The following is an 18,436-nucleotide window of genomic DNA, read 5'->3' as shown; positions in this document are numbered from 1 at the left end:
GAGGGGATGGTTTGCTCCCTCTCCCTTGAGGGAGAGGGCCGGGGTGAGGGGAAAATTCGACATCTGGAATTGTTATGTCCGAAACCAAAAACGAATTAGAAACCCTGCTGGAACAGGCGGCGACCGAGCCCGCCCACCGTCCGGCATTTTTCCGCACGCTGCTGGAATCCACCGTCTGGGTGCCAGGAACCGCGGCGGAAGGTGAGCAGGTTGTTGAAGACAGCGCGCTGGATCTGCTGCACTGGGAGAAAGACGACGGCACCTCGGTGATCCCGTTCTTTACCTCGCTGGAAGCGCTACAGACCGCCGTTGAAGACGAACAGGCGTTCGTGGTGATGCCGGTACGCACGCTGTTCGAAATGACGCTGGGCCAGACGCTGTTCCTTAATGCGAAACTGCCGACCGGGAAAGAGTTCACGCCGCGTGAAATCAGCCATCTGATTGGTGAAGAGGGTAACCCGCTCAGTACCCAGGAAGTGCTGGAAGGGGGCGAAACGCTGCTGCTCTCTGAAGTGGCCGAACCACCAGCGCAGATGATCGATTCCCTGACCACGTTGTTCAAAACCCTGAAGCCGGTACGGCGCGCGTTCCTCTGTTCGATTAAAGAGCAAGCGGATGAACAGCCGGTACTGTTGATTGGGATTGAAGCTGACGGCGATATCGATGAAATCATCCAGGCGGCGGGCAGCGTGGCCACCGATACGTTGCCGGGCGATGAGCCAATTGATATCTGCCAGGTGAAGAACGGTGAGAAGGGCATCAGCCACTTTATTACCGAGCACATCACACCGTTTTATGAGCGTCGCTGGGGCGGTTTCCTGCGCGATCTCAAAACCAACCGCGTCATCTGATTACAGCGGGGTGACTGTCACCCCGTTGCTTCCAGCAGCAGTAAATCCATCAGCAGTACCAGATTCGACTCAAACGACGTCACCCCTGCGGCTTCCGCGGCGTAATGCACCGCCTCGTCATAGAGAGCGAAGTGCACGTCCGCCATGCCCGCCAGCGTATTGGCCGAGGCGCGGGTAAACGCGACAATCGTCATCCCGACGTTTTTGGCGATCCGCGCTTTATCCAGCACCTGCTCTGTTTCGCCGCTGCGCGAGACGGCAATAAATACCTGATAACGGGCGGCGTTGCTGAGGAAGATGTTCCGGCTGTCACCCGGCCCGGAGATAAACGCCGTTTTCCCCAGCACCTGCAGTTTTTTGGTCAGGTATTCGGCAAACAGATAGGAAAACCCGGCACCGTAGAGAAAGAAGCTCTCTTTGTGACGCAGCAGGTCGGCAAACTGCAGACGCTTCTCATCGGTCACCCACTGGAATGTCTGCTGATAGTTGGCAATAAACTGGCTGAACAGCGCGGGCAATTGCGGAAGGGCGTTTCCTTGCGTCGTAATATGCGGCGTGTCGGTGAGGAGCTGTTTGCAGTGCCAGATAAACTCGCTAAACCCGCTGAACCCCAGCTTCTGACACAGCCGCATAATCGTCGCGGTAGAGACAAATGTCGCCTGCGCCAGTTCCCGCACCGTGATGTTGCCCACCAGCAGTGGATGCTCCGTGAGATGTGCGAGTACGCGATATTCCGCGCGGGTCAGCGATTCCCCGCGCGTTAACAGCGTGGCCAGGCGGTTATCCATTATTTCGCGGGTTCAACCGGCAGGTCGTCCCGCGCACCCCACTCACTCCAGGCACCATCGTACAGCGTGACGTCGTTTACGCCGAGCGTGGCGAGCGCCAGGATCACCACGCAGGCCGTTACGCCGGAACCGCAGCTGGCAATAATCGGACGGTGTAAATCCACGCCCTGACGATCAAAAATCGCGCGTAGCTCATCGGTGGTTTTCAGCTCGCCCTCAAACACCAGATCGCCCCACGGCACGTTCAACGCCCCCGGAATGTGTCCGCGTTTCAGGCCAGGGCGAGGTTCGTCCGCTTCAGCGTTAAAACGTGCGGCAGGACGCGCATCGACGATTTGAGCAGTGTTTTCATGGCTGACGACCAGCACGTCGGTCAGGCGTTTCACCACATTTGCGTCAAACGTCGCGTCAAAATCCCCCTCCGGCAGCGTCACGTCCCCCTGCTGCAGCGGCAGTTCGTCGCGCTTCCAGCCAGCCAGCCCCCCCGCCAGAATCGAGACTTTCTCGACGCCGAAGTTTTTCAGCATCCACCACGCGCGCGGGGCAGAGAAGAGGTTACCTTCATCATAAACAACGAGGTGTTTGTCTTTGCTGATGCCCAGCTCGCGCATCGCCACGGAGAAGGCTTCCGGGCGCGGCAGCATGTGCGGCAGAGGGGAGGTGTGATCGGAGAGGGTTTCGATATCAAAAAATACCGCGCCCGGCAGGTGCCCTACGCGGTATTCACCGGGAACGTCACGATGCTCCTGGCCCGGAGGAGCCATACGCGCGTCAATAATCTGCACTTCAGGATCGTCGCCGTGCTCAATCAGCCAGTCGGCGGCGACAAAATATGAGGTGGACATGGGTTGCCTCCATTCTTTTCCGTAAAAAAGGATTGTCGATGTTTTTTCTGACACCGACAAGCAAACCACGTTCAACTCGCGAGCAAGCCCCTATTTTTTCACCGCTTCGCCGTTCTGCCAGGCTTTTTGCAGCGCAGGCCAGTACTCGCGGTTTGCCTCGATCATCTCATCCAGAATCGCTTTCGCGTGCTCCATGGTCGGCACGGTGCGATTCAGGGTAAATGCCTGTAGCGCTTTCTCATAGCTCCCTTCAATGGTTGCTTCCACCAGCAGTTGTTCAGAGGCGAGCTGCTGTTGCAGCAGCGTCTGATGGAACAGCGGCACCTGGCCCACGCGGACAGGCTCTGGCCCCTCTGAGGTGATATAAGCGGGAACCTCGACGACCGCATCGTACGGCAGATTAGTAATTGCCCCGCGGTTTTCCACCATCACCAGATGACGGCTCCGCAGGTTGAAGGCCAGCGAGCAGGCGACATCGACGATAAACTCGCCGTGAACGCCAACGTGGAAGGCGTCCGGCAGGATCCCGGTACGCTTATAGTCTTCGGCTGCGGCAAACAGCTTTTTCTCACGCCCGTTCATCACTTCGTTAGCGCGGGTGTAGTCCGGGTTCTGATGCTCAACAATCTGGTTCGGCATCAGGTAGTACTGCAGATACGGGTTCGGCAGATACTCCGGGAAGTTATCCATGATCGGCTTGATGTTGCGCCAGGTTTTCACCCACGACGGATCGGAGTGCTGCGGGTCGGTTTTGGCGGCATCTTCCGTCAGCAGACCAAACTTCGCGATATGTTTACGCAGTTCCGGCAGCTTGTCCTCGCCGTCCACCAACACACGGGTAAACCAGCCGAAGTGATTCAGCCCAAAGTAGTCCACCTCCAGCTTGCGGCGATCGACCCCCAGAATGGCTCCCATGTTACGCATTGCAGCAACCGGCATATCGCAAATATTCAGCACGCGGGCGTTCGGTCGCAGGCGACGCACCCCCTCTGCGACGATTGCCGCCGGGTTGGAGTAGTTTACGATCCATGCTTTTTCATGCGCGTAGCGATCCACCAGATCGATAAGCTCGACCATTGGCAGGATCGTACGCAGCCCATAAGCCAGCCCGCCGGGGCCGCAGGTCTCCTGACCAACCACGCCGTGGCGCAGCGGGATCTTCTCATCCTGCTCGCGCATTTTATACTGGCCAACGCGCATCTGGGCGAAGACGAAGTGTGCGCCGCTGAAGGCCACTTCCGGGTCATTGGTGACGGTAAATTTGATGCTCTGGCTGTGGTCGCGGATCACTTTTTCCACCACCGGGGCAATCGTGTTCTGACGCGCCTCGTCGATGTCGTAGAGGCGGATTTCGGCCAGTGGGAAGTCCTGCAGACGCACCATCAGGCTTTTCACAATACCTGGCGTGTAGGTGCTACCGCCGCCAGCAATCGACAGAATGAATGGGGGTGTAAACATCTTTAGCTCCTTTCAGAGAAACGTCTCAACGGCTTCTCGCATTTTTTTGACATGCAGCCCGTAGACCACCTGAACGTTGTTACCTTGTTTGATAATCCCTTTTGCGCCGGTCGCTTTCAGGCGCGGCTCATCAATGATGGCGACATCCTTCACCGTCACACGTAAGCGGGTGTAGCAGTTATCCACCACTTCAATATTTTCCCGGCCGCCCAGACCGACGACGATGGATTCACCCAGCCCGTCGTTATTGCCCTTCGCCTGGTACTCCTGTTTGCTGTAAAGGCGCGTCTCCTGATCCTCATCTTCACGGCCTGGCGTTTTCATGTTGAAACGCAGGATCAGGAAGCGGAACACCACGAAGTAGAGGGCGAACATGATCAGCCCGACCACGATGTACATCGGCCAGTTGGACTTCTCCGTACCGAGCGGCAGGTTGTAGAGAATAAAATCGATAATCCCGTTAGCGCCGATGGCGTGAACACCCAGCAGGGAGAACAGCATCATCCCGATACCCGTCAGCACCGCGTGCACCACGAACAGCAGCGGGGCGACAAACAGGAAGGAGAACTCAATGGGCTCGGTGACGCCGACCAGCAGCGAAGTGAGCGCCGCCGGGATCAGAATCGCTTTTGCTGCCGCTTTACGCTCCGGCTTTGCGGTCATGTACATCGCCAGCGCCGCCGCCGGCAGGCCAAACATCTTGCTGATGCCGCGCGCATCCCATACCACCGTGCTGCTGAGCTGTTTCACCTCCGGGCAGGCCATTTCCGCGAAGTAAATGTTGCGCGCGCCCTGATAAACCGTACCGCACACCTCTTGCGTGCCGCCCAGTTCGGTATACAGGAACGGGGTATAGACCAGATGATGCAGACCGGTGGGCACCAGAATGCGCTCAAGGAAGCCGTAGATCGCCACGCCGAACGGACCAGAACCTTTGATGGCAAGCGCCATTGCGCTAATGCCGTGCTGGGCAAACGGCCACAGCTCGCTCATCACTACGCCGAGCAGCATGGAAACGGGCAGCATCACAATGGCGACAAAACAGTGACCAGAGTAAATCGCCATCGCGCCGTTAAACTGTACGCCGGAGTATTTGTTGTACAGGTATCCAGAAAGCGCGCCGGTCAGGATCCCGGCGAACACGCCCATCTCCAGCACCTGAACGCCCAGCACCATGGTCTGCCCGGCGGCTTTCATCTGTGCTGCGTTTGCCAGTTCGCCCTGAAGCTGTAGCGTGACGTTCATGGCGTTGATAAACACCACAAACGTCACCAGCCCAATCAGCGCCGCGTAGCCTTTGTCCCGTGTTGCCAGACCAATCGGGATGCCGACGGCAAACACCAGGGCCAGGTTAACCAGCACCGACACGGCAGATTTGGCGATCAGCTGGCCGATATTCTGGATCAGCGGATGGCCGAGAAACGGCAGATACTCGGCCAGGTTGCCATTGCCCAGCACATTGCCAAAGGCGATAAACAGACCGACGATCGGTAAAATAAGTACCGGTCCGTACAATGATTTTCCGAAATTTTGTAGGGCGTTCACGGCTCGTTTCATGGCTTTCTCTCTTATTGAACCGCGCACTCGGGGTGCGTCTTGAGCTTAAAACTAGCAGGCTCCCGGCGAGCTTATCCAGCTATCTTCTTGTTTTAAAAACAAATGACGTGAAAGGTAACATGTGACGTTTGACGTTGTGATCGGCGTAACATCACCACGCTGACGATGCGAGCCGCCTTCCAGATCCTAAAAATGGACTTTTTGTATTAACGAAACTTGCGGATAATACTTATCCGGAAGACGACCAACAGGCTCCATGGGCCAGGGACAAAGGATGAAACCGTTTCGCTTAGCCGCGCTCTCTCTTGCGCTGCTCACCACGTTTACGCTTGTCGGCTGTGATAACAGCGACGATAAACCTCAGGCTGCGGCTCCCGCGGCATCTACAGCAACCACACCAAAAGCGGCGGAAAAGCCAGACGCTGACAAGCTGGCAAAACTGGCGGCACAAAGTCAGGGCAAAGCGCTCACTCTGCTTGATGCCTCTGAAGTGCAGCTGGACGGCGCCGCCACGCTGGTGCTGACATTCTCTGTTCCACTGAATCCGGATCAGGATTTCTCGAAAACCGTGCATGTCGTGGATAAGAAAAGCGGCAAGGTTGACGGGGCGTGGGAACTGGCGCCGAACCTGAAAGAGCTTCGTCTGCGCCATCTGGAGCCTAACCGCAATCTGGTCGTCACCGTGGAACGCGATCTGCAGGCGTTAAACAAAGCGACTTTTGGCATCGACTACGAAAAAGCCCTGACCACCCGGGATGTCGAGCCGACGGTCGGATTCGCCAGCCGCGGGTCACTGCTGCCGGGGAAAGTGGTGGAAGGCTTGCCTGTCATGGCGCTCAACGTCAATAACGTGGACGTGAACTTCTATCGCGTGAAACCGGAGTCGCTGGCTTCATTCGTCAGCCAGTGGGAATACCGTAACTCGCTGACCAACTGGGAATCTGACAATCTGCTGAAGATGGCCGAGTTGGTTTATACCGGTCGTTTCGATCTTAACCCGGCACGCAACACGCGTGAAAAACTGCTGCTGCCGCTGAAAGATATCAAGCCGCTCCAGCAGTCGGGAGTCTATATCGCAGTGATGAATCAGGCAGGGCATTACAACTACAGCAATGCCGCCACGCTCTTCACCTTAAGCGATATTGGGCTGTCCGCTCACCGTTATCATAACCGTCTCGATATCTTCACCCAGAGCCTGGAAAACGGTGCGGCGCAATCCGGCGTAACCGTCACGGTGTTAAACGATAAAGGGCAGACCCTGGCTGAGGCGAACAGCGATGCTGACGGCCATGCAAAGCTCGAAACTGACAAAGAAGCCGCGCTGATCCTTGCCAGTAAAGATGGCCAGACTACGCTGCTTGACCTCAAGCTGCCGGCGCTCGATCTGGCGGAGTTCGACATTGCCGGTAGCCCGGGTTACAGCAAACAATTCTTTATGTTTGGCCCGCGTGACCTCTATCGCCCAGGCGAAACGGTGATCCTGAACGGCTTACTGCGCGACAGCGACGGTAAACCGCTGCCCGCGCAGCCGGTGAAGCTGGATGTGCTTCGCCCGGACGGGCAGGTAGCGCGTACCGTCGTCGTCCAGCCGGAGAATGGTCTCTATCGCTTTAACTATCCGCTGGACAGCGGGGCGCAAACCGGCATGTGGCATATCCGCGCCAATACGGGCGATAACCAGCAGCGTCTGTGGGACTTCCACGTCGAAGATTTTATGCCAGAGCGTATGGCGCTGAATCTGAGCGGACAAAAAACGCCGGTTTCACCGCAGGATAACGTCGACTTTAACGTGGTGGGATATTACCTCTACGGCGCACCGGCCAACGGTAATGCCCTGCAGGGGCAGCTCTTTTTGCGTCCACTGCGTGAAGCGGTTCCGGCGCTGCCTGGCTTCCAGTTTGGCGATATCGCCGAAGACAACCTGAGTCGCAGCCTGGATGAAGTGCAGCTTACGCTTGATGAACAGGGGCGTGGGCAGGTCTCTACAGAAAGCCAGTGGAAAGAGGTGCACTCTCCGCTTCAGCTGATCCTGCAGGCCAGCCTGCTGGAATCAGGCGGTCGTCCGGTGACGCGTCGTGCTGAACAGGCTATCTGGCCAGCAGCCGAATTACCGGGTATTCGTCCTCAGTTCGCCAGCAAGGCGGTGTATGATTACCGCACCGATACCACCGTTAACCAGCCTATCGTCGATGAAAACGGCAACGCCAGTTTCGACATTGTCTATGCCGATGCCAGTGGGGCGAAAAAGGCTGTTTCCGGGTTACAGGTGCGCCTGATCCGCGAACGCCGCGACTACTATTGGAACTGGTCAGAAAGCGATGGCTGGCAGTCCCAGTTTGATCAAAAAGATCTCATTGAAGGCGAGCAGGAGCTGACCCTCAAGGCCGATGAAACGGGTAAAGTGACGTTCCCGGTAGAGTGGGGCTCCTATCGTCTGGAAGTGAAAGCGCCTGATGACATGGTCAGCAGCGTACGTTTCTGGGCCGGGTACAGCTGGCAGGATAACAGTGACGGCACGGGAGCCGCGCGCCCCGACCGCGTGACCCTGAAACTGGATAAGCCTTCTTACCAGCCGGGTGACACCATCCAGTTGCATATCGCCGCACCTGCCGCAGGTAAAGGCTATGCGATGATCGAATCCAGCGAAGGGCCACTGTGGTGGAAAGAGATCGACGTCCCGGCCAACGGACTGGATCTGTCTATTCCGGTAGACAAAGCCTGGAAACGCCACGACCTCTATCTCAGCACGCTGGTGGTTCGCCCTGGCGATAAATCCAAATCCGCCACGCCGAAGCGGGCGGTTGGCCTGCTGCATCTGCCGATGGGGGATGAAAATCGCCGTCTGAATATCGCGCTGGATAACCCGCAGAAAATGCGCCCTAACGAGACGCTTTCCGTGAAAGTAAAAGCCAGCGTTAAAGAGGGCCCGGTACCACAGAAAGTGAACGTGCTGGTCTCCGCGGTGGACAGCGGTGTGCTGAACATTACTGATTACGTCACGCCGGATCCGTGGCAGGCCTTCTTTGGTCAGAAGCGCTATGGCGCGGATATCTACGATATCTACGGCCAGGTGATTGAAGGCCAGGGACGTATGGCCGCACTGCGTTTTGGTGGTGACGGCGATGAGCTTAAACGCGGCGGTAAGCCGCCGGTGAACCATGTCACCATTATCGCCCAGCAGGCACAGCCAGTGACGCTTGATGCGAATGGTGAAGGGTCCATCACCCTGCCAATTGGAGACTTCAACGGTGAGCTGCGTCTGATGGCGCAGGCCTGGACGGAAGAGGATTTCGGCAGCAGCGAAAGCAAAGTGATTGTGGCCGCGCCGGTCATTACCGAGCTTAATACGCCGCGCTTCCTGGCAAGCGGCGATACCTCACGGTTGACACTGGATCTCACTAACCTGACCGATCAGCCGCAAACGCTTAGTGTGGCCTTAACCGCGACCGGCAAGCTGTCGCTGGAAGGGGCGCAGCCGCAGCCTGTCAAACTGCCACCGGGTGCGCGCAGCACGCTGTTTATTCCGGTGCGTGCACTGGAAGGTTACGGTGACGGCGAAGTGACGGCGCAGGTAACAGGACTTCAGCTGCCTGGCGAGACCTTCGCTCCGCAGCAGAAGAGCTGGAAAATCGGCGTCCGTCCTGCGTTCCCGGCGCAGACGGTGAATACCGGGGCCATGCTGAACCCGGGTGAGTCCTGGACTGCGCCAGGGCAGCATATCAACGGCTTCTCTCCCGCTACATTGCAGGGACAACTGCTGCTTAGCGGCAAACCGCCGCTTAATCTGGCGCGCTATATCCGTGAGCTGCAGGCATATCCTTATGGCTGTCTTGAACAAACCACCAGTGGCCTGTTCCCGTCTCTCTATACCAACGCGTCACAGCTGAAGGCGCTTGGCATTAAAGGCGACACGGACGACAAACGTCGTGCTGCCATTGATATTGGCATCTCCCGCCTTCTGCAGATGCAGCGTGACGACGGTGGTTTTGCGCTCTGGGATAAAAACGGTCCGGAAGAGTACTGGCTGACTGCCTATGTCACTGACTTCCTGGTGCGTGCCGGTGAGCAGGGCTACAGCGTGCCGACGGATGCGGTCAATAATGCCAATAGCCGACTGCTCCGCTACCTGCAGGATCCGGGCATGATGTCCATCCGCTACAGCGACGATACCCAGGCCAGCAAATTTGCCGTGCAGGCCTATGCCGCACTGGTACTGGCGCGCCAGCAAAAAGCCCCGCTGGGTGCGTTGCGTGAAATCTGGGATCGTCACGGGCAGGCGGCTTCCGGTCTGCCGCTGATGCAGCTCGGTATGGCACTCAAACTGATGGGGGATGCCCCGCGCAGCCAGCAGGCGCTGGATCTGGCCCTCAAAACACCGCGCAACGACAGCAGACACTGGATGGCGGATTACGGTAGCGCGCTTCGTGATAACGCGCTGATGCTCTCCCTTCTGGAGGAGTACAAGCTGCTGCCGGATGCGCAAAATACGCTGCTGAATGCCCTGTCTGAACAGGCCTTCAGCCAGCGCTGGCTGTCTACGCAGGAGAGTAACGCGCTGTTCCTGGCCGGACGTTCGCTACAAACTCTGTCCGGAGCATGGCAGGCGGAAACCTCACTCTCGGGTAGCGCATTGAGCGGTGACAAGGCGCTGGTGCAGAATATGAATGGCGATCAGCTTGGTGCGCTGCAGGTGACCAACACCGGCACGACACCGCTGTGGGTGCGTCTGGATAGCACCGGTTACCCGGACTCAGCCCCTCAGCCATTCTCGAATGTTCTGCAGATTGAACGCCATATTCTGGCAACCGACGGCAGTTCGAAATCGCTCTCTTCGCTGAAGAGCGGTGAGCTGGTGCTGGTATGGCTGGAAGTGAAGGCCAGCCAGAACGTGCCGGATGCGCTGGTGGTGGATCTCCTCCCGGCGGGTCTGGAGCTGGAGAACCAGAACCTGGCAAGCAGCAGCGCCAGCCTGCAGGACAGCGGCAGCGAAGTGCAGAACCTGCTTAACCAGATGCAGCAGGCGGATATTCAGCATATGGAGTTCCGCGACGACCGCTTTGTGGCCGCAGTGCCGGTGAACGAAGGGCAGCCGGTTACGCTGGTTTATCTGGCGCGCGCCGTGACGCCGGGAACGTACCAGGTACCGGTGCCGCTGGTGGAGTCCATGTATGTTCCGCAGTGGCGGGCAACGGGTGCGGCCAGTGGCCCGCTGATTGTTGTACCGTAATATGTCAGTTGCACGTCTGATACGCTCCCGCTGGCTGTGGCTGGCGGGGGCGCTTCTCATTTTATGGGGGCTGATTGTCGCCGCCGACCGCCTCTGGCCGTTGCCGCTGAAAGAGGTTAACCCCGCCCGGGTGGTGGTCGATGAGAAGGGCACGCCGCTCTGGCGTTTTGCCGACAGCGAAGGGATCTGGCGTTATCCGGTCACGATTGAAGAGGTCTCTCCTCGCTATCTTGAGGCCCTGATCCAGTATGAAGATCGCTGGTTCTGGGAGCATCCAGGCGTGAATCCTTTCTCTGTGCTGCGCGCCGCCTGGCAGGATCTGACGTCCGGTAAGGTTGTCTCCGGGGGCAGCACGCTGACCATGCAGGTTGCGCGTCTGCTGGATCCGCATCCGCGCACCTTTGGCGGTAAAATTCGTCAACTCTGGCGGGCGATGCAGCTTGAATGGCATCTCTCCAAGCGCGAGATCCTCACCCTCTACCTCAACCGCGCCCCGTTTGGCGGGACGCTCCAGGGAATAGGTGCCGCAAGCTGGACCTATCTGGGTAAACCGCCATCACAGCTCAGCTATTCCGAAGCGGCCCTGCTGGCGGTGCTACCTCAGGCCCCCAGCCGTTTACGCCCGGACCGCTGGCCAGCGCGGGCGGAGGCGGCGCGCAACAAAGTGCTCGACCGGATGGTAACGCAGGGCGTCTGGTCAGCCCGACAGGTTAACGAATCCCGTGAAGAGCCGCTATGGCTGGCTCCCCGGCAGATGCCCCAGCTGGCGCCGCTCTTCGCACGCATGATGCTGGGAAAAAGCCGTGATACCAAAATTGTCACCACTCTGGATGCCGCCTTGCAACGGCAGCTGGAAGAGCTGGCAATGAACTGGAAATCCCGCCTGCCGGCGCGCAGTTCGCTGGCGATGATCGTCGTGGATCATACCAATATGAAAGTGCGCGGCTGGGTCGGTTCGGTGGACATTAACGATGACACCCGCTTCAGCCATGTGGATATGGTGAATGCGATCCGATCCCCGGGATCGGTACTGAAACCTTTTATCTACGGTATGGCGCTCGACGATGGATTGATCCATCCCGCTTCGCTGCTTCAGGATGTCCCCAGGAAAACCGGTGATTATCGTCCCGGTAACTTTGACAGCGGATTCCATGGGCCGGTGAGCATGAGCGAAGCGCTGGTGCGCTCCCTTAACCTGCCTGCCGTGCAGGTGCTGGAGGCGTACGGGCCTAAGCGTTTTGCCGGCATGCTCAGCAACGCAGGGTTGCCGCTTATTTTGCCTGCGGGGGCGCAGCCAAATCTGTCGTTGATCCTGGGCGGGGCGGGAGCGCGGCTGGCTGATATTACTGCTGCCTACAGCGCTTTTGCCCGCCACGGTAAAGCGGGAAGGCTGCGCTTACAGCCAGGTGATGCGCTGGTTGAACGTCCGCTGTTGTCACCCGGCTCGGCCTGGATTATTCGCCGTATTCTGGCGAATGAAGCCCAACCGTTACCGGATAACGCACTGCCGCAGGTTGCGCCGCTGGCATGGAAAACGGGCACCAGCTACGGCTATCGCGATGCCTGGGCCATTGGCCTGAATGCGCGTTACGTGATTGGTATCTGGACCGGAAGGCCGGACGGCACGCCCGTGGCGGGACAGTTTGGTTTTGCCAGTGCCGTGCCGCTGTTAAATCAGGTGAATAACCTGCTTCAGTCGCGCTCAACGATAGACGACGCGCGCCTGCCACGCGATCCGCGCCCGGAAAGCGTCGGGCGAGGCGTGATCTGCTGGCCTGGTGGGCAATCGTTGCCGGAGGGCAGTGAAAACTGCCGTCGACGCCTGTCGACCTGGCTGCTGGAAGGAAGTGAGCCGCCGACGCTGTTGCTGCCGGAGCAGGAGGGGATCCGCGGGATCCGTTTCCCGATCTGGCTGGATAAAACCGGCAAACGCGTGGCGGCAGATTGCCCGGATGCCACAGAGAAAGTGCTGGACGTCTGGCCGCTGCCCCTGGAGCCGTGGCTGCCCGCAGCAGAAAAAAGAGCGGCACGTCTTCCCGCACCCTCAACGGTTTGTCCACAGCTGGATGATAACAATGCGGCACCGCTAATGATTTCGGGTGTCAGAGAGGGGGCGGTCATTAAGCGTCTTCCGGGTGAGGAAAAAGTGACAATTTCCGTCACGACCAGCGGGGGAGAAGGGCAGCGATGGTGGTTTTTAAATGGCGAGCCTCTCGAACATAAAAATCGGAATTTTTCAATGCAGTTATCTTTGCCCGGTAAATATCAATTAGTTGCCATGGATGAGGCCGGGAAATTGGCTACGCTTAATTTTGAATTAAGCCGCTAACCCCTACTCCCTATTAATTAGCTTGATAATAATCAATGTTCGTTCCTGCGAAAAAACGAGAATGCGTTTTTATTTGAAGGAATGAGCAATGACAAAAATAAAAAGCCAGGGAGACGGCCTTTTACCCGCTGTATCCCGACGTCAGTTTATCCAGGCCGGGTCGGCGCTTGCTGCCCTGCCGTTTGTCGCCCGCGTTGGCAAAGCAAAGGCGAGTGAAGGCACCGCCGCACAAGACGAGCCTGCGGAAAACATTATTCAGACCTGCAGCACATTTGACTGCGGGGGGAAGTGTGATATTCGGGCCCACGTCAACGATGGCGTGGTGACCCGAATTTCTACGCGCCCGGATAATGAGCTGGATCCGCAAATGCCAGTGATGCGCGCCTGCGTTCGTGGCCGGGCTTACCGGAAATTTGTTTACCATCCTGACCGTTTAAAATATCCGATGAAACGCGTGGGTAAGCGCGGTGAAGGAAAATTTGAACGTATTTCCTGGGATGAAGCTACCACACTTATTGCCGAACGGTTAAAAACGATCACGCAACAATACGGCGCAGCCTCGCGTTATGTTCATGTGGGTACGGCGGTTTCCGGGGGCACCTTTTCCGGGGATAAGATGGTCCGTCGTTTGCTCAACTTAACCGGCGGATACCTTGAAAGCTATCATTCGGTCAGTATGGGCAATACAGCTGCCGCGACGCCTTACACCTACGGCACCGCCGCCAGCGGCAGTTCGCTGGATACACTGCAGGATACCCGGCTGGTGATCCTCTGGGGTCATAACCCAACGGAGACCATTTTTGGTCACAGCAACCACTATTTCCAGAGGATGAAGCAAAACGGCACGCGTTTTATCGTGGTTGATCCACGCTACTCAGATACCGTTTCATCCCTTGCCGATCAATGGATCCCCTTATTACCGACGACCGATAACGCGCTGATGGACGCGATGATGTACGTTATCGTCACGGAAAACCTGCACGATCGTGAATTTATTCAGCGCTATACGCTGGGCTTCGATGAAGCCTCAATGCCTGAAGGTGTGCCCGCCAACGAGTCTCTTGTCGCCTATCTGACCGGTGCGAAAGATGGAGTGGTGAAAACTCCCGAATGGGCAGAGCAAATTACCCATGTGCCAGCGCAGACCATCCGGCAGCTGGCACGCGACTATGCCACAACAAAACCTGCCGCGTTAATTCAGGGCTGGGGTCCACAGCGCCACAACTGCGGCGAACGCACCGCGCGCGGCTCGACGCTGCTGGCAACGCTGACGGGCAACGTTGGCGTAAAAGGTGGATGGGCTGCAGGATATGGTGGTTGTGCCAACCGGAAATTTGCGGTCGGTCCTGACATGCCGGATAACCCGGTCAAAGCAAAAATATCGGTGATGAACTGGGTTCAGGCCGCTGACGATGCCTCACAGGTCACACCGGATGTCGGCCTGAAGGATGCTGAAAAGCTCGACAGTAATATCCGCATTCTGTTCTCTCTGGCGGGTAACTATCTTGCTAACCAGAACCCCGATCTGCACCAGGCGACACGGGTACTGGAAGACGAGTCGAAAATTCAGTTCATCGTGGCAAGCGATCTCTTCATGACGCCGAGCGCCCGCTATGCCGATCTTCTGCTGCCGGAAACCAGCTTTATGGAACGCTGGAATATCGGTGAAACCTGGGGGACCGCAAGCTATCTGATCCTGTCGGAAAAGCTGATCAAACCCGAATTTGAACGCCGTTCAGACTATGACTGGCTGCGCGAAGTAGCCGCTAAGCTGGGTATCGAACCGGCCTTTAGCGAGGGGCGGGATGAAAAGGCGTGGATTGAACACATATGGGAGCAGACACGCCTGGCGATGCCAGAGGAAAACTTGCCTGACTTCGCGACGTTGCAAAAGACGCGGCAACATCTCTTCAAAAGCGCACCGTATGTCGCTTTTGAGGACAATATTCGCGACCCGCAAAATCATCCCTTCCCGACGCCATCCGGAAAAATTGAGATCTTCTCGAAGCGTCTTTACGACATGCATCACCCGGAAATCCCTGCGCTGTCGCATTACGTGCCAGCCCATGAAGGACCGGAGGATGAACTGGCGAAGACGTTCCCGCTACAGCTCATTACCTGGAAGGGGAAAAACCGCGCCAACTCCACTCAGTATGCCAACCCATGGCTGATTGAGGTTCAGCAGCAAAAGTTATGGATTAACCCACAGGACGCGCAAAAACGCGGTATTGCGCAGGGAGATACCGTGCGTATTCACAATGCACGGGGGATATGTGAAATCCCGGCCGAAGTCACGCCGCGCATCATTCCTGGCGTTGTTGCCATGCAGGCTGGCGCCTGGTGGCAGCCGGACGAGCGGGGCATTGATAAAGGTGGCTGCGCGAACGTGCTCAGCTCCGCCCGCATTACCGCACTTGCGAAAGGGAATTCTCATCAAACCATGCTGGTGGAGGTAGCAAAAGCATGAGTCAGTTTAAACACTACGCGCCGGTGAGCGACAAACAGCTGGGCTTCTATATCGACTCATCCCGCTGCTCGGGCTGCAAGGCCTGCCAGGTGGCGTGCAAAGATAAAAACAACCTTGAACCCGGGCGTCGTTTCCGTCGTGTGTACGAAATCAACGGCGGGAATTTCATCCCAACCGGCCAGGGTGGCGTCAGCAATAACGTTTTTGCCTACACACTTTCTGTCTCCTGCAACCACTGTGCGGATCCTGTCTGCACCAAAAACTGCCCGACCACCGCGATGCATAAGCGTCCGGGTGACGGCATCGTGCGCGTCGATACGGATAAGTGCGTCGGCTGTGGATATTGTGCGTGGTCATGCCCCTATGGCGCGCCGCAGCTCAACGAGCAGACCGGGCAGATGTCCAAATGCGATTTTTGCGTGGATCTGCAGGCGAAAGGCGAACAGCCTGTCTGCGTGGCAACCTGTCCCCTTGAAGCGATCAAATTCGGGCCGATTGATGAACTTCGGGCGAAATACGGTGTGGTCTGTGACGTGAAGGGATTGCCTGATTCCTCCATCACCAAACCGAACCTGGTGATCAAAGCACATCAGGGCGCAGAGAAAGAGGGGACACGTCATGCATGAGTTACCGTTGCTGATTTTTACCCTGTTCCTTCAGGGATCGGTAGGCGTTACGCTCTGGCTGGCGCTCGGAGACGCGCAGGCTTCGCCGCGTAACGCGCTGCTGCCTGCTGCCGGGGCATTCGTGCTGGCCTGCCTGGGGCTGCTCGCCTCGGCGCTGCATATGGGCTACCCGCTCAATGCTCTCAACGCGCTGCGCCACGTATCCAGCTCCTGGCTGAGCCGTGAGATTGTATTTGCCAGCCTTTACCTTGCGGCGCTTGGTCTTGCGACGCTGCTGATGTTCGCGAAAAAACCAGGCTGGAAGCCGCTTCTGGCGGTGGCGGGTCTTGTCGGGCTGGTGGACGTGTTCTGCATGGCGCAGATTTATATCCATACGTCGGTTGTCACCTGGCAGCACATCAACACGCTGGTGCTGTTCATCGGCTCGGTGGGAATCATTGGCTCAGCCTGCGTGGCCGTTGGGGCGCCTTCCCGGATTAACCTGCGCGCGGCGGTTGTGATTATTACCCTGCTGGTGCTTGTGCGTCTGGTGATGAAGCCCGTCTGGCTGGCCGACATTACAGCCATGGACAACACCGTGGTGACATTCCCTCACGCTCCGTTACGGATGCTGGAGCAACTGCGCACGGTGCATCTGCTGAGCTGGTGCGTTTCCGTTGCGGGCATGCTGTGTTTTGCCGCGGGCGGTCTGAAGGCCGCGCGAGGCCCGGTGCTGCTGGGCAGCGCATTACTGATTGTGGGTGAGCTAATGCTGCGCTTCGTTTTCTTCAGTATTGGCTGATGGACGGATTAACGCTTATCCCGGCGATGGACGTGACGCATGCGTGCGTTCGTCGCCGTTTCCGTCATGCCTCCTGCCACGCCTGTGCGGACGCTTGCCCTGTGCAGGCGTTCTCTTTTACGGACTCGGGCGTTCTGATTGATGACAGCCGATGTATTGAATGCGGTGACTGCCTGTTTGTCTGTCCAGCCGGAGCCATTACCGGCATCGTACCGCGAAAACGCTTTTTGCGTGGAGATGCGCTTGTCGGGCCGTTTGCGGAACGCGCACCTGGAGTGAATGAGCTGCTACTGTGGCACGCGCAATACCGCGTTCGTTTTATCAGTATTGAGGTGGAGCACCATCCTGACTGGCTGCTGGCGCTTGCCCGGCTTAATCTTACGCTTCGCCGACGCGGTGAAGGGGCGTGGGCATTTAAGCTCATCCCGCACAACGAGGTGAATCTCGCCCGCCGTGCGCTAATGCACGTTCCCCGCGAGGATGTTCGTGCCTGTCGCGTCATGCCCGGCCTGCGTGAGTTGCGAAGGGCTTTTCCCGCGTTTAGCGAGGCAGAGATCGCTCTCGACGCCGGAAAGTGCGTGCTGTGCGGGGCGTGCTGGCGAAGCTGTCAGGAAAAGGCGATTCGTTTTGAGAACGCCAGTCTGAGGGTGGAAACCGAATATTGCACCGGTTGCGGTGGTTGTGAAGCGGTTTGCCAGCATGCGGCGATAAAAGTGACACAAACAGAGGGAATAGCGAAAACGGTAACCATGCCCGCATATGAGGCCATTTGCCAGACGTGCCGCCGTCGGTTCTGGTCATTTACGCCTGAAGAAAAGCAGTGCCCGCTCTGTTTCCACCATCACTACGGGATGCGAAATCTGTCCTGTTGCTAATCTTCGTCTCATTTTAAAAAAATGTTATGTATAACCATAGGCAATGGCGCTATTGCTCTTTATAATCCGCGCCACACCATACTCAGGTATGCAAAAACAACAGAACATTTTACAGAGGTTATCAATGGCTATTGAACGTACTTTTTCCATCATCAAACCAAACGCGGTGGCAAAAAACGTTATTGGCAGCATCTTCGCTCGCTTTGAATCAGCAGGGTTTAAGATCGTTGGCACCAAAATGCTGCATCTGACCGTTGAGCAGGCTCGCGGTTTCTACGCTGAGCATGAAGGTCGCCCATTCTTTGACGGTCTGGTTGAGTTTATGACCTCTGGCCCGATCGTGGTATCCGTGCTGGAAGGCGAAAATGCGGTACAGCGTCACCGTGACCTGCTGGGTGCAACCAACCCGGATAACGCGCTGGCAGGTACGCTGCGCGCTGACTACGCTGACAGCTTCACCGAGAACGGCACCCACGGTTCTGACTCTGTTGAATCTGCAGCGCGCGAAATCGCTTTCTTCTTCGCAGAAGGCGAAGTGTGTCCACGTACCCGTTAATTTAACGGTTTCGTTTACACATTATTTTCGTAAATGCCACGTGCAAACGTGGCATCCCTGCGCCAGACTTTGTACA

General features: G+C 57.4%; 12 protein-coding genes. 8 read left to right on the top strand and 4 right to left on the bottom strand.

Annotated features, from left to right (window positions below):
- Positions 1–74 precede the first annotated feature (74 nt).
- Positions 75–851 (top strand): enhanced serine sensitivity protein SseB, encoded by a 777-nt coding sequence (gene sseB, locus ECL_RS19270; protein ID WP_013098290.1) that lies wholly within the window; start codon positions 75–77, stop codon positions 849–851.
- Between the two features lie 17 nt (positions 852–868).
- Here sseB and ECL_RS19265 read toward each other — a convergent pair whose 3' ends face one another.
- The 4 genes from ECL_RS19265 to ECL_RS19250 all read right to left on the bottom strand — a co-directional run bounded on the left by ECL_RS19265 (position 869) and on the right by ECL_RS19250 (position 5,499).
- Entirely contained in the window at positions 869–1,639 is a 771-nt protein-coding gene (locus tag ECL_RS19265) for a MurR/RpiR family transcriptional regulator (protein ID WP_013098289.1), read from the bottom strand.
- A complete protein-coding gene (sseA, locus tag ECL_RS19260; protein WP_013098288.1) occupies positions 1,639–2,484 on the bottom strand; it encodes a 3-mercaptopyruvate sulfurtransferase in 846 nt (281 codons plus the stop codon). The genes ECL_RS19265 and sseA overlap by 1 nt, the downstream gene beginning before the upstream one ends.
- Before the next feature lie 90 nt (positions 2,485–2,574).
- On the bottom strand, positions 2,575–3,942 hold the full coding sequence (locus ECL_RS19255; protein ID WP_013098287.1) for a 6-phospho-alpha-glucosidase: 1,368 nt from the start codon (positions 3,940–3,942) through the stop codon (positions 2,575–2,577).
- 12 nt (positions 3,943–3,954) lie between these two features.
- Complete coding sequence (locus tag ECL_RS19250; RefSeq protein WP_038420384.1) at positions 3,955–5,499, bottom strand: PTS transporter subunit EIIC; 1,545 nt, start codon at positions 5,497–5,499, stop codon at positions 3,955–3,957.
- 274 nt (positions 5,500–5,773) lie between these two features.
- Between ECL_RS19250 and ECL_RS19245 the strand changes: the two genes are divergently transcribed.
- From ECL_RS19245 to ndk, 7 genes are all read left to right on the top strand, one after another.
- The gene (locus tag ECL_RS19245; protein ID WP_013098285.1) at positions 5,774–10,726 is read left to right on the top strand and encodes an alpha-2-macroglobulin family protein; all 4,953 of its coding nucleotides are present in this window, start codon (positions 5,774–5,776) and stop codon (positions 10,724–10,726) included.
- A 1-nt stretch (position 10,727) separates the two neighbouring features.
- Positions 10,728–13,055, top strand: a complete 2,328-nt coding sequence (gene pbpC / locus ECL_RS19240; protein ID WP_013098284.1) for a peptidoglycan glycosyltransferase PbpC — start codon at positions 10,728–10,730, stop codon at positions 13,053–13,055.
- A gap of 88 nt (positions 13,056–13,143) precedes the next feature.
- A complete protein-coding gene (locus tag ECL_RS19235) occupies positions 13,144–15,522 on the top strand; it encodes a DMSO/selenate family reductase complex A subunit (RefSeq protein WP_013098283.1) in 2,379 nt (792 codons plus the stop codon).
- Positions 15,519–16,148: a DMSO/selenate family reductase complex B subunit gene (locus ECL_RS19230; protein ID WP_013098282.1), complete on the top strand. Its 630-nt coding sequence runs from the start codon at positions 15,519–15,521 to the stop codon at positions 16,146–16,148. Before ECL_RS19235 ends, ECL_RS19230 begins: the two co-directional genes overlap by 4 nt.
- Complete coding sequence (locus ECL_RS19225; protein WP_013098281.1) at positions 16,141–16,929, top strand: dimethyl sulfoxide reductase anchor subunit family protein; 789 nt, start codon at positions 16,141–16,143, stop codon at positions 16,927–16,929. Before ECL_RS19230 ends, ECL_RS19225 begins: the two co-directional genes overlap by 8 nt.
- Complete coding sequence (locus ECL_RS19220) at positions 16,929–17,804, top strand: 4Fe-4S binding protein (protein WP_013098280.1); 876 nt, start codon at positions 16,929–16,931, stop codon at positions 17,802–17,804. The genes ECL_RS19225 and ECL_RS19220 overlap by 1 nt, the downstream gene beginning before the upstream one ends.
- A 124-nt stretch (positions 17,805–17,928) precedes the next feature.
- Positions 17,929–18,360: a nucleoside-diphosphate kinase gene (gene ndk / locus ECL_RS19215; RefSeq protein WP_003860625.1), complete on the top strand. Its 432-nt coding sequence runs from the start codon at positions 17,929–17,931 to the stop codon at positions 18,358–18,360.
- Positions 18,361–18,436: the final 76 nt, after the last annotated feature.

Source organism: Enterobacter cloacae subsp. cloacae ATCC 13047, from assembly GCF_000025565.1.
Classification (GTDB): Bacteria; Pseudomonadota; Gammaproteobacteria; order Enterobacterales; family Enterobacteriaceae; genus Enterobacter; species Enterobacter cloacae.
This window is presented reverse-complemented; position numbering and strand designations above follow the sequence as displayed.